Origin of the sequence: Thermus thermamylovorans, assembly GCF_004307015.1 — a bacterium.
Classification (GTDB): Bacteria; Deinococcota; Deinococci; order Deinococcales; family Thermaceae; genus Thermus; species Thermus thermamylovorans.
Genome location: NZ_SIJL01000011.1, coordinates 76,806 through 87,853, shown reverse-complemented (window position 1 = coordinate 87,853; position 11,048 = coordinate 76,806). Strand labels below are relative to the sequence as shown.

Genomic DNA, 11,048 nt, shown 5'->3' with positions numbered 1-11,048 from the left:
CATGTGTCTGTCCAGGTTCAGAGGCGCGAGGGGCCCTGGGGCATGGGTCATAATGGGCCCATGGAAACCCTGGAGTGGATGAAGGCCAGGCTCCCCGAGTTCCTCAAGGACCTGGAGGCCTTCGTGCGCCGGGAGTCCCCCTCGGGGGACAAGGAAGGGCTGGAAGCGGCCGCCGCCTTTTTGGAAGAGGCCTTTGGCCCCTTGCGGGGCCGACTCTCCCGCAAGGACACCCCCCTGGGTCCCGTCCTCCTCCTGAAGCGGGACGGCCGGGGGGAGCCGGTCCTGGTCCTCTGCCACTACGACACCGTCCATCCCAAGGGGAGCTTTCCCGAGGCCTTCCGCCTGGCGCGGGACCGGGCGGTGGGCCCCGGGGTCTACGACATGAAGGGGGGGATCGTGGCCCTCCTCTACGCCCTGCGCCACGCGGAGGCCACGGGGCGGGAGCTCCCAGCCCTGGAGGTTCTCTTCACCCCCGACGAGGAGGTGGGATCCAAGGAGAGCCGGCCCCTCATCGAGGCCGCGGCCCGGAAGGCCCGGGCGGCCCTGGTCCTGGAGCCCCCCACCCCTGAGGGGGACCTGAAGGTGGCCCGCAAAGGGGTGGGCCTCTACCGGCTCAAGGCTCAGGGCAAGGCCGCCCACCAGGGGGTGGAGCCGGAAAGGGGGGTGAACGCTGTCCTGGAGCTTGCCCACCAGATCCTGCGGGTGGGGGCCCTGGAGGACCGGGAAAAGGGCACCACCCTGGGCCCGAACGTGCTGCGGGGGGGCACGGCGAGCAACGTGGTGGCGGAGGAGGCCTGGGTGGAGATCGACCTCCGGGCCTGGACCCGGGAGGAGGTGGGGCGGGTGGAGGAGGCCCTCAGGGCCCTAAAGCCAGTCCTCCCCGGGGCCCGGCTGGAGGTTTCCGGGGGGCTCAACCGCCCTACCATGGAGCCCACCCCGGAAAGCCTCGCCCTCTTTGAAAAGGCCAGGGCCATCGGCGAGGCTCTAGGCCTCTCCCTGCGCCCAGGCAGGGTGGGCGGGGGTTCCGACGGGAACTTCACCGCCGCCCTGGGCGTGCCCACCCTGGACGGCCTGGGGCTTTACGGGGGGGACGCCCACCAGCGGTCGGAGTACGTGGTGGTCTCGGAGATCCCCCGCCGCGCGGCCCTTCTGGCCGAGCTCCTCCACGCCCTATGAGCCTCTCCCCCTCCGCGGCCAAGGTGCAGCGGGCCCTGGAAGACCGGGGCTTCGGGCACCTCTCGGTGCTGGAGCTTCCCGCCTCCACCCGCACCGCCTTTGAGGCGGCCCGCGCGGTGGGGGCGGAGGTGGGACAGATCGTGAAGAGCTTGGTCTTCGTGGGGGAGGGAGGGGGCTACCTCTTCCTGGTGAGCGGGAAAAACCGCCTGGACCTGGCGAAGGCGGCGGCCTTGGCGGGGGAGCCCCTGCGCCGGGCCACCCCCGAGGAGGTGCGCACCCTGACCGGCTTCGCCATCGGTGGGGTGCCCCCTTTGGGCCACCCCACCCCCCTTCCCGCCTTCCTGGACCGGGACCTTATGGCCTACCCCAGGCTCTGGGCGGCGGCCGGCACCCCCAGGGCCCTGTTCGCCCTGAGCCCCGGGGAACTCCAGGCCCTCACGGGAGCCCGGGTGGTGGACCTCAAGGAGGCCTAGGATGTGGTTCTTCCGCAAGGACCCCCACGTGAAGCCCGAAGGGCCCCTGGCCTTCCGGGTGCGGGTGCGCACCAAGAGCGGGGAGGTGGTGGAGCTCAGGCTCTCCAAGAGCATGGAGATCAGCCCGGTGGAGGGGGGTTACTACGTGCGCAAGGACATCGTGGCCCCCAGGAGCCTGGACCGGGCCGTGCTGGAGATCTGGTTTGACTCCCGTTACCGCCCGGTACGCAAGAGCGTGGAGGGGGGAGAGCTCGTCCCCATCCGGGAGTGGAGCGGGTAAGATGGGTCCATGGAAAAGATCCTCCTCCTTCTTGGCCTTCTGGTTATGGCCTACAACGTCTTTCACGGCCTGAGGCTCCGGCGGGCCGTCCCGGGGGGGATCGTGGGGGAAAGGGGCGGGCAGCTCCTCTTCCTCATCGGCTTCTTCGCCCTGGCCTACCTCCTTGTCCTCCTCCTCACCTGGGGTGAGCCCAGCAGCCTCCCCCTCCTGCTCCTTTCCCTGATCCTCCTCCTGGGGGCGGTATTCGTGCAGCTGGTCCTGCGCCTCCTGGAGGCCATCGTGGCCGCCCTGTAGCCATGGTCTTCCGCCGCAACCCCCACCCTCCCGAGGCCGCCTGGAAGCCCACCCCCGAGGAGTGGCAGGTCTACGTCCTGTGCGACGGGCGGCGCACCGAGGAGGAGGTGGTGCGGGAAAGCGGCCTGGGGGAGGAGGCCTACGCCATCCTGGTCCGGCTTTTGCGGCGGGGGCTGATCCTGCCCGTGGAGGGGCCCGCGGAGCTCCGCCAGCGGCTGGCGGAGCTCCTGAAAGCCCGTCTCGGCCCCAGGGCCGACCCCTTCCTGGAGCGGCTGGAGGGCTGCGGAAGCCGGGAGAGGCTGGAGGAAGAGGCCCTGCGCATCGCCCTCCGGGTGAAGCTCACCCTGGACCGGCGGGCCGGGGAGGAGCTGGAGCGGGCGGTGCGGGCGCTTTTCCGCTAAGGCCACCCCCCTCGCCCCACGCGGACTTTGCCCGTGTGGGGGCCCCGCTGGAAGGGGGCCTAAGGGGGAAGGGAAGGGTTCCGCGGAAAGGCGTATGCAGAGGTCAGCGCGGGGGTGTCCAGGGCTCCCCCCGGAAGAAGCCGTAGACCAGCCGCCCTACCACCCCGCCCAGGAGCAGGAGGCCCAGGAGGTTGGGGAAGGCCATGAGGCCATTCAAAGTGTCGGAGACGGCCAGGAAAGCCTCGAGGCCCCCCAAAGGCCCTACGAAGGCCAAGACGGCGAAGGTGAGGCGGTAGGGCCAGCGGATCCCCTCCCCGAAGAGGAAGGCCGCGGCCTCCTCCCCGTAGAAGCCCCAGGAGACCATGGTCCCCAGGGCGAAGACCGCCACGGTGAGGGCCAGGACCGCCCCCCCCAAGGGGTGGGCTCCGAAGAGGGTGCCCGCGGCCTCCGCCGCCGTGCCCCCCTCCTGCCAGAGCCCCGAGGCGATGAAGGTGAGGGCGGTGAGGCTCGTCACCAGGAAGCTCACGAACATCTCCGTCACCCCCCAGAAGCCCTGGCGCACGGGATGGTCCACCTGGGCCTGGGCGTGGGCGATGGCCGCGGAGCCCAGGCCCGCCTCGTTGGCGAAGATGCCCCGGCCGAGCCCGGCGTTGATGGCGGCCAGGAGGCTGTACCCCGCCGCCCCCCCCAGGGCGGCCTCAGGGGTAAAGGCTGCCCGGAAAACCAGGGCCAGGGCCTGGGGGATCTGGCCCCCGTAGAGAACCAGAAGGGGTCCTAGAGCCGTCAGGAAGAGGAGGAGCTTAAGGGGCACCACCACCTGGGCGAAACGGGCCACCCGCACCACCCCTCCCCCCAGCACCGCCCCCACGAGGAGGGCCAGGAAGAGGCCCACCAGGGCCGGGGGCGCCCCCAAGGGGCCCAGGGCTCCCCCCACCGCCCCCGCCTGGGCGAGGTTGCCGATGCCAAAGGCGGCCACGGCGGCGAAGAGGGCGAAGAGGTAGGCCAGGAAGCGCAGCCGGGGCAGGCCGCGGGCCAGGTAGTGCATGGGGCCCCCGGAAACCGAGCCGTCGGCATAGCGGCGGCGGAAGTGGACCGCCAGGGTGGCCTCGGCGAACTTGGTGCCGGTGCCGAAGAAGTAGCCGAGCCACATCCAGAAGACCGCCCCCGGCCCCCCCACCAAAACCGCCGCCAGCATGCCCAGGAGGTGGCCGGTGCCGAGGGTGGCGGAAAGGGCCACCATGGTGGCCTGAAAGGGGGTGATCTGTCCGCCGAAGCCGTAGGCCCGCTCGCGGATGGCCCCGAAGGTCTCGCTGAAGGAGACCCGGAGCATCCTGAGGGGGGCGCTGAACCAGCGGATACAGAAGACCACCAGATAGGCGCCCACCAGGAGGAAGACCAGCTTCATGGGCAGGCCGTAGACGGTCCGGTTGAGATACTCGTTCAGGGTCAGGATATCCATAGGCCTAAACCTCCGGAACCACCTCCACCTTGTCCCCCCGCTTGAGGCGCAGCCGCCTCAGATCCTCCTCCAGAAGGCCCAGCCGCCCTTGGATGTGGGGCCTGGGGCGGACCTCCATGAGGGCCTCGGGCGGCCGCAAGCGCAGCCGGAACCCGTGGCGGATGGCCCGGGCCCAGGCGGCGTACAGGGCCTCGTCCACGTAGGCCACCCCGGATCCGGGGCCGTAGATGGGCAGGACCAGAAGGGCCACGGGGGCGAGCTGCACCTGGGGCACCGCCTCCAGGGCCCCTAGCTGGAGGAGGGTGTGGAGGATACGGGCCAGGCGCAGGGTCCCGGGAGACAGGAGGACCTCGGCGATGGGCTTCCCCTCTACCTGGGCCAGCACCCGGAGGGCCTCAGGGGTAAGCTCCGCCTCTCCCGCCCCCTTGGGCAGGCGCAGGACGTAGCCCCAGTCTGCGGGGAGGGCCAGGCCCTGCCAGGCGGCCTGGGCCTCGGCCAGGCGGGCGGGGACGGCGAGCCCCCCGAGGAGGGTGGTCTTGGGCGGCGAGGCCTCGGGCTCAAAGCGAAAGGGGGCCCGCCTAAGCCCCGCCAGGAGGTCCAGGGCCTCCTCCCCTTCCAGGGCCCTTTCCCCCGATCGCGCCCGGGCGTGGACCACCTGGCCGCCCTGCAGAAAGACCTCCCCCTCCAGGTAAGGGGGTTGGACGAGAAGCCGCCCCGTGCGTCCGGCGCTCATGAGGGCGCCCACCAGGGACGGCAGGGGGAACTCGGCGAGGTTGCCCTCCAGATAGCGCGGCGGCTCGCCCAGCATTCCCTCCCGTTTTACCACGGCCCATCCGGGGCGTCCAGGCGGGGTATGCTGGGGCATGGATCCCCACCACACCTTCCCTTCCCCTTTCCTCCGCCACCGGCTTCCCTTTTCGCGTGGGGGGCCGGGCCCCTTCCCGGGTGGCCTTCTTATTGATAACAGTAACTACTCGCGTTAAGATGGGACCATGGACCCGCTGGCCATCTCCCCGGGAACGGTCTTCCTCTACGCCCTCCTGACCGCCGTCGCCACCGGCCTGGGGGCCCTGCCCTTCCTCTTCACCCGCCGCATCCTGGGCCTGCACCTGGGCCTTTCCGGGGCCGCGGCCGCCGGGTTGATGCTCGCCGCCAGCTTCGGCCTCATCTACGAGGGGGTGGGTTACAGCCTGGGGCGCACCCTCTTAGGGGTGGTCCTGGGCCTCCTCTTCATCCAGCTCTCCCACCGCTACCTCCAGGGACGGGAGGTGAGCTTTGGGGCCCTGAACGGGCTGGACGCCCGCAAGGCCCTCATGGTGGTGGGGGTCATGACCCTGCACTCCTTCGCCGAGGGGGTGGGGGTAGGGGTGGCCTTCGGGGGCGGGGAGGCCTTGGGGGTCTTCATCACCCTGGCCATCGCGGTGCACAACATCCCCGAGGGGCTGGCCATCAGCCTGGTCCTAATCCCCCGGGGGGTGAGCGTTCTGGGAGCCGCCCTTTGGAGCGTCTTCTCTAGCCTGCCTCAGCCCCTTATGGCCGTACCCGCCTTTCTCTTCGTGGAGGCCTTCCAACCGGCCTTGCCGGTGGGCCTGGGCTTCGCCGCTGGAGCCATGATCTGGATGGTGGCGGCGGACATCCTGCCCGACGCCTTCAAGGAGGCCCGGGCGGAGTGGGTGGCCGCGGTGCTGACCCTGGCGGTGGCCCTCATGGTGGCCTTCCAGGTCCTCCTGGGGGGGTAGCCAGGCCCAGGGGAGCTCCCCCTCCACGTGGAGGCCCTCCAGGGAGGGCCGCACCCGGTAGGCCAGAAGCCTCACTCCGGCTGCCGCCGCCTCCCGGACCGCCCGGTAGAGGGCCCGGTCCTCCGGGTCCAGGGCGAAGGCCCGGGCCAAGGGGTGCTGGACCATCCACACCGCATAGGCCACGCCCCCGGCTCGGGCAAACCCCGAAAGAAGCCTCAGGTGCCGGGCCCCTCGAGGGGTAGGGGCATCGGGGAAAAGGGCCAGACCTCCCTCCACCCGGTTGCAGTTTTTGGCTTCCAAAAGGGCTTCCTTTCCCCCTATCCGGGCGGAGAAGTCCAGCCTCTCCCCTTTCAGGCGCACCTCTTTTCGCAAATCCTCGAGAGGGCCGAAAAACCCTTCCTTCAAAAGCAACTCCAGGAGACGGTTGGCCAAGGAGGCATCCACCCCCACCAACACGCCCCGGCTCTCCAAAAGAAGAAGCCGACCCACCGTTTTGGGGGTAGCCCTGGGGAGGTAGAAGCAAGGGGCCCCGGGGAGGAGAAGCTCCCCCATCCGCCCGGAGTTGGGGAGGTGCAAGGGCCCCACGTCCGCCTCCACCAGGAAGCGGTTTTTCCTCCTCAGGAAACGGCAGGGCTTTAGGGGGGGCAGGGGCAAGGCCAGCATGGGAAAAGCTGAGGCCCGGCGCAGGGGCCGGGCCCCTTGGCGGAGAGGGCGGGATTCGAACCCGCGGTACCGGTTATCCCGGTACAACACCTTAGCAGGGTGCCGCCTTCGACCACTCGGCCACCTCTCCAAGCCCTTTGGCGGAGGGTGAGGGATTCGAACCCCCGGTGGGCGCAAGGCCCACAGCGGTTTTCAAGACCGCCGCCTTCAACCGCTCGGCCAACCCTCCAAGGTATGGCCGCAAGACCCACTATGCGGCAAACCCCCTGGGTTGTCAATCGGACTGGGCTATAATCCCCTTGTGGAGCGAAGCCGGGACTTTATCCTCCAGGCCAGGAGGGACCTGGAACACGCCCGCTTTGCCTTGGAAAGGGGATTTTACGAATGGGCCGCCTTCTCCGCCCAACAGGCGGCGGAGAAAGCCGTGAAAGCTGTCTTTCAACACCTGGGGGGTGTGGCTTGGGGGCACTCGGTGCAGGGCCTTTTGGAGGGGCTTTCCCAGCGATACCCCGTGAACGAAGCCCTTCTAGACGGGGCCAGCGAGCTGGACAAGGCCTACATCCCCGCCCGCTACCCCGACGCCCTCCCCGCAGGGGCGCCCTTTGAGCGGTACCGGCGCCCCGAGGCCGAGCGGCTTTTGCGCCATGCGGAGGAGATCTATGCCTTCTGTCAGGGTCTTCTTCCCCCCCTGGACTAAAGAGGAAGTTCTGCGGCGACTGAAGAAGGGGCTAGCCTTGCTGGAGACAGAGGTTCCCCTTCGACGGGCCTACCTCTTCGGCTCCTGGGCCAAGGGCCGGGCGCTGCCGGGAAGCGACGTGGACCTCCTCCTCATCTACCAGGGCCCTGGCCGCGAGGACCTTCACCGCCTGGCGCGGAAAGCCTTTGGGGGCCTTCCCGTGGAGCTTCACGCCTACACGGAGGAGGAGGCGGAGGCCCTAAAACCCCTTTTGGAACGGATGCTGGCCCAAGCCATCCCCCTTTTGGGTCCTTAGGAGAGCCAGGCCGGGACAAACCACCCGCCCCCCGCGCCAGGGGCCACCCCTGTGCCCCTCTTATCCCGCCCACCCCGCCTTTCCCTTCCTGGTCCCCGCCGGGATGAACCTCCCCGCACCCTGCCCGATGAGGGGGGATAGGCGTGGGGAAGCCCCTTGCCCGACTGCAGGCCCCCTAGCCCAGCAAGGGGGCAAGCTCCTCCCTTAAGGCGGGCCGCCTAGGGTAGGCCAGGAGGAGGGCCAAGGCCGCCTCACGGGCCGCCTTGGGGTCCAGGCGGGCGAGGCGCTGGAGGAGGCCCGCCGCCTCCCGGTAGGCCCTGCGGGTGCCCTTCTCCGCCGCCCACCTGGCCGCCTCCCGGTAAAGCCTCCCCGCCTCCTCGGGAAGCCTTTCCTCCAGGGCCTCCGCCAGGGCGGGGTAGGCCTCGGGCGGGGCCTTCCTCAACAGGCGGTCTAGGGCCTTCCAGTCCTCCTCCAGGAGGTGGATGCGGGCGAGAAGGGCGGGGTCCCGCACCTGGCGCAGGAGGGCTTGGCGCTCCTCGGGAAAGGCCCGGCCCAGCCTGGCCTTGAGGGCCAGGTAGTCCTCCAGGTTGGGCCTCAGGGCAAAGCGGGCCCGGTGGTCCTCCGGGCTCCCCCGGTGGGCCACCAGGAGGTCCAGGAGGGGGAGGAGTCTGGGGTCTTTGCCAAACCACTCCCGGGCCTCCTCCGCGTACCTTNAGGGGGAGGAGTCTGGGGTCTTTGCCAAACCACTCCCGGGCCTCCTCCGCGTACCTTAAGGCCTCCTCCACCCGCCCCAGGGCGAGGAGCTGCCCCACCAGGAGGAGGTAGTCCTCCACCCCCTCGAGGCCCTCCCGCAACACCCCCAAGGCCTCCTCCACCCGCCCCAGGCGGAAGAGGAGCTCCGCCCGAAGCCCCTGCTTGAGCCCCAAAGGGTCCGCGCCGCCAAGAAGGCCCAGGGCCTCCTCGGGCTTCCCTAGGGCCGCCCGCAAAAAGGCCTCCCGCACCCCCTCCGAGGGGTGGCGCAAGTAAAGGGATAGAAGGAAAGGGAGCCTAGGGGAAAGCTCCAGGTAGCGCTCCAAAGCGGCCCGCAGGTAGGGCTCGGGGTCAAAGGGGGCCTCGGGGAGAACCCCCAAAAGGGCCTCCACCTCCTTCCGCCCCGCCCGGTCCAGGCGCAGGAGGAGCCTCCTGGCCTCTTCCTCCCCTTCCCCCAGGCGGAAGGCCTGGCGCAGGTCCTTCACCCCCTCCCCAAAGGCCCTATCCGGGGCCAGGGTTTCCGCCAAGTAAAGGCCCACCTCGGGAAGGAGGGCGAGCTTTTTCAGGAGGCCTTTGGCCTCCTCAGGGGTCAGGGCCTCAATCAGGGGCGCCAGGTCCGGGGCCTTTCCCTCCACGTGGGCGTAAAGCAGCGCCACCGCATGCTTGCAGGGAAAATCGGGATAGGGGCAGGTGCAGTGGCCCACAAGCCCGGGGCCCACCTCCACCCGGTAGGGCACCTCCGCCGAGCCCTGCACCACGCCCAAAACCCTCTCCCCCACCCGAAAGACCCTGAGCACCCGGCCCTCCCTGAAGTAGGCCAGGCCCCGGCGGAGGACCTCTTCCGGCACATGGGGGGCGAAGTCCTCCTCCCGTTCGGGGGGGAAGGCGGGCATGCTTCAAGTCTACGAAGGCGCCGCTTGGCCGGTGCTATCCTGGGGTTAGGCCCTATGAGATGACCCTCACCGCTACCCTTCGGGAAGCCGACCTGGTCCGACCCCTGCCCAAGGGGTACGTGCAGTGCCGGGCCTGCGCCCACTACTGCGCCATCGCGGAAGGAGGGGTGGGAAAATGCGGCGTCCGGCGTAACTTCGGTGAGAAGCTCTATCTGGTCACCTACGGCAAGGCCGCCGCGGTCCACCTGGACCCCGTGGAGAAGAAGCCCCTCTACCACTTCCACCCCGGGGAGGCCATCCTCTCCCTGGGCGCCGTGGGGTGCAACCTCTTCTGCGCCTTCTGCCAGAACTGGCCCATCTCCCAGTTCCGGGAGTTCAAGGTCACGCCGGAAGGCCAGTTGGACCGGCCCATCGGGGAGGACTGGCCCCCCGAGGCCATCGTGGAGAAGGCCGAGGCCCTGGGGGTAAGGCTTCTCGCCTACACCTACAACGAGCCCGCCGTCTGGATCGAGTACGCCCACGACACGGCCAAGCTGGCCAAGGAACGGGGCATGAAAAACGTCTTCGTCACCAGCGGCTTTGAGACGGAGGAGGCCTGGGAGTATATCCGGCCCTTTCTGGATGCCGCCAACGTGGATCTGAAGGGCTTCACCGAGGAGTTCTACCGGAAGATCTGCGGGGCCCGGCTCAAGCCAGTCCTGGAAAGCCTCGAGCACCTGGTGGCCCAAGGGGTCTGGGTGGAGGTGACCACCCTCCTCCTGGAGGGCCACAACGACGCTCCCGAGGAGATAAGGGCCATGGCCCGCTTCCTCAAGGGGCTTTCCCCGGAAATCCCCTGGCACCTCACCGCTGCCCACCCCGACTACCGCATGCGGGACCTGAGGCCCACCCGGCACAGCACCCTGGTGCGGGCCTACGAGATCGCCAAGGAGGAAGGGCTTAGGTTCGTGTATGTGGGGAACGTCCTGGACGAGGAAAGGAGTTCCACCCACTGCCCGGACTGTGGTCGGCTCCTCCTCCGCAGGCGGGGCTACCGGGTGGAAACCCGCTGGGCAACCCCGGGGGTCTGCCCGGGGTGCGGGCGGAGGATCCCTGGGGTATGGACCGGGTGAGGCCCCCGGCGGTGGCCGGGTACTTCTACCCAGGGGAAGGGGCACGCCTCCAGCGGGAGGTGGAAGGGCTCCTCCAGAGGGCCCAGGCCACCCCCGACCCCGGGGTACGGGGCCTCCTCTCCCCCCACGCGGGCTACCTCTACTCTGGCAAGGTGATGGCGGAGGGGTTCCGGGTGCTTTCCGCCTGGAGGGGGAGGGCGAGGAGGGTCTTTCTCCTCGGGCCGAGCCACTTCGTGCCCTTCCTGGGGGTGGCCTTCTACCCCTACCGGGCCTGGGCCACCCCTTTGGGGGAGGTGGCCGTGGACCGGGAAGGGGGAAGAAGGCTTCTGGAGAAGGATCCTCCCTTCCTGATCCATGAGGAGCCCTTCCGGGAGGAACATAGCCTCGAGGTCCTCCTCCCCTTCCTCCAGGTGGCCCTGCCCGGAACCCCCATCCTGCCCCTCCTCTTCGGGGAGGTGGATCCCCAAGAGGTGGCCGAGGCCCTCCAGGAGGAGCTGGGGGAGGAGGACCTGGTGGTGGTCTCCAGCGACCTCTCCCACTACCGCCCCGACCCCGTGGCCAGAGCCCGGGACCGGAAGACCCTGGAAAAGGCCCTGGCCCTGGACGTGGAGGGGGTGGCCCAAGGGGAAGCCTGCGGCCGCCTTCCCTGGGCCACCCTCACCGCTTTGGCCAGAAGCTTGGGTTGGAGGCCCGCGCTTCTGGCCTACGCCACCAGCGCCGAGGCTTCCGGGGACACAGGCCGCGTGGTGGGGTACGCCGCGGTGGTCTATGGCCAGGTCCAGCCGTAGGAAACCACCTGGCCCCCGCGGCCTTCCC

Annotated in this window: 12 protein-coding genes, 2 tRNA genes and 2 pseudogenes; 10 read left to right on the top strand and 6 right to left on the bottom strand. The window is 69.6% G+C overall.

Annotation, left to right across the window (positions count from 1 at the left end):
* Window positions 1–60: 60 nt before the first annotated feature.
* The 5 genes from ETP66_RS09255 to ETP66_RS09235 are packed head-to-tail and all read left to right on the top strand — an operon-like array spanning window position 61 to window position 2,624.
* Window positions 61–1,176 carry a M20 family metallopeptidase gene (locus ETP66_RS09255; RefSeq protein WP_130842348.1) on the top strand — a complete coding sequence of 372 codons (1,116 nt, stop codon included), beginning with the start codon at window positions 61–63 and terminating at the stop codon, window positions 1,174–1,176.
* The gene (locus ETP66_RS09250) at window positions 1,173–1,649 is read left to right on the top strand and encodes a YbaK/EbsC family protein (protein ID WP_130842347.1); all 477 of its coding nucleotides are present in this window, start codon (window positions 1,173–1,175) and stop codon (window positions 1,647–1,649) included. Before ETP66_RS09255 ends, ETP66_RS09250 begins: the two co-directional genes overlap by 4 nt.
* 1 nt (window position 1,650) lies before the next feature.
* The gene (locus ETP66_RS09245; RefSeq protein WP_130842346.1) at window positions 1,651–1,929 is read left to right on the top strand and encodes a hypothetical protein; all 279 of its coding nucleotides are present in this window, start codon (window positions 1,651–1,653) and stop codon (window positions 1,927–1,929) included.
* A gap of 9 nt (window positions 1,930–1,938) precedes the next feature.
* Window positions 1,939–2,223 carry a hypothetical protein gene (locus ETP66_RS09240; RefSeq protein ID WP_130842345.1) on the top strand — a complete coding sequence of 95 codons (285 nt, stop codon included), beginning with the start codon at window positions 1,939–1,941 and terminating at the stop codon, window positions 2,221–2,223.
* A gap of 2 nt (window positions 2,224–2,225) precedes the next feature.
* Window positions 2,226–2,624 (top strand): hypothetical protein, encoded by a 399-nt coding sequence (locus ETP66_RS09235; protein WP_130842344.1) that lies wholly within the window; start codon window positions 2,226–2,228, stop codon window positions 2,622–2,624.
* A 103-nt stretch (window positions 2,625–2,727) separates the two neighbouring features.
* Here ETP66_RS09235 and ETP66_RS09230 read toward each other — a convergent pair whose 3' ends face one another.
* Both ETP66_RS09230 and ETP66_RS09225 read right to left on the bottom strand, forming a co-directional pair.
* Entirely contained in the window at window positions 2,728–4,083 is a 1,356-nt protein-coding gene (locus ETP66_RS09230) for an alanine/glycine:cation symporter family protein (RefSeq protein ID WP_130842343.1), read from the bottom strand.
* A 4-nt stretch (window positions 4,084–4,087) separates the two neighbouring features.
* Window positions 4,088–4,891 (bottom strand): DUF4388 domain-containing protein, encoded by an 804-nt coding sequence (locus tag ETP66_RS09225; RefSeq protein ID WP_130842342.1) that lies wholly within the window; start codon window positions 4,889–4,891, stop codon window positions 4,088–4,090.
* 184 nt (window positions 4,892–5,075) lie between these two features.
* Here ETP66_RS09225 and ETP66_RS09220 point away from each other — a divergent pair, with 184 nt between their 5' ends.
* Window positions 5,076–5,822 carry a ZIP family metal transporter gene (locus ETP66_RS09220; protein ID WP_130842341.1) on the top strand — a complete coding sequence of 249 codons (747 nt, stop codon included), beginning with the start codon at window positions 5,076–5,078 and terminating at the stop codon, window positions 5,820–5,822.
* A gap of 99 nt (window positions 5,823–5,921) precedes the next feature.
* Here ETP66_RS09220 and ETP66_RS09215 read toward each other — a convergent pair.
* From ETP66_RS09215 to ETP66_RS09205, 3 genes and pseudogenes are all read right to left on the bottom strand, one after another.
* Window positions 5,922–6,485 (bottom strand): annotated as a pseudogene (locus tag ETP66_RS09215) (DNA/RNA nuclease SfsA); the annotation flags it as partial.
* Window positions 6,486–6,522: 37 nt separating this feature from the next.
* A tRNA-Ser gene (locus tag ETP66_RS09210) sits at window positions 6,523–6,615 on the bottom strand.
* A gap of 8 nt (window positions 6,616–6,623) precedes the next feature.
* Window positions 6,624–6,714, bottom strand: a tRNA-Ser gene (locus ETP66_RS09205).
* A gap of 72 nt (window positions 6,715–6,786) precedes the next feature.
* Between ETP66_RS09205 and ETP66_RS09200 the strand changes: the two genes are divergently transcribed.
* Window positions 6,787–7,182: a HEPN domain-containing protein gene (locus ETP66_RS09200; RefSeq protein WP_130842340.1), complete on the top strand. Its 396-nt coding sequence runs from the start codon at window positions 6,787–6,789 to the stop codon at window positions 7,180–7,182.
* A gap of 37 nt (window positions 7,183–7,219) precedes the next feature.
* On the top strand, window positions 7,220–7,477 hold the full coding sequence (locus ETP66_RS09195; RefSeq protein WP_236630185.1) for a nucleotidyltransferase domain-containing protein: 258 nt from the start codon (window positions 7,220–7,222) through the stop codon (window positions 7,475–7,477).
* A 175-nt stretch (window positions 7,478–7,652) separates the two neighbouring features.
* Here the strand turns inward: ETP66_RS09195 and ETP66_RS12435 are convergent.
* Window positions 7,653–9,120: pseudogene (locus ETP66_RS12435) on the bottom strand (SWIM zinc finger family protein).
* A 59-nt stretch (window positions 9,121–9,179) separates the two neighbouring features.
* On the opposite strand from ETP66_RS12435, the gene amrS reads away from it, so the two are divergent.
* Window positions 9,180–10,232: an AmmeMemoRadiSam system radical SAM enzyme gene (amrS, locus tag ETP66_RS09185; RefSeq protein WP_130842338.1), complete on the top strand. Its 1,053-nt coding sequence runs from the start codon at window positions 9,180–9,182 to the stop codon at window positions 10,230–10,232.
* Window positions 10,220–11,020, top strand: coding sequence for an AmmeMemoRadiSam system protein B (gene amrB, locus ETP66_RS09180; protein ID WP_130842337.1), 801 nt, complete (start codon window positions 10,220–10,222; stop codon window positions 11,018–11,020). The genes amrS and amrB overlap by 13 nt, the downstream gene beginning before the upstream one ends.
* The last annotated feature ends 28 nt before the right edge of the window (window positions 11,021–11,048 follow it).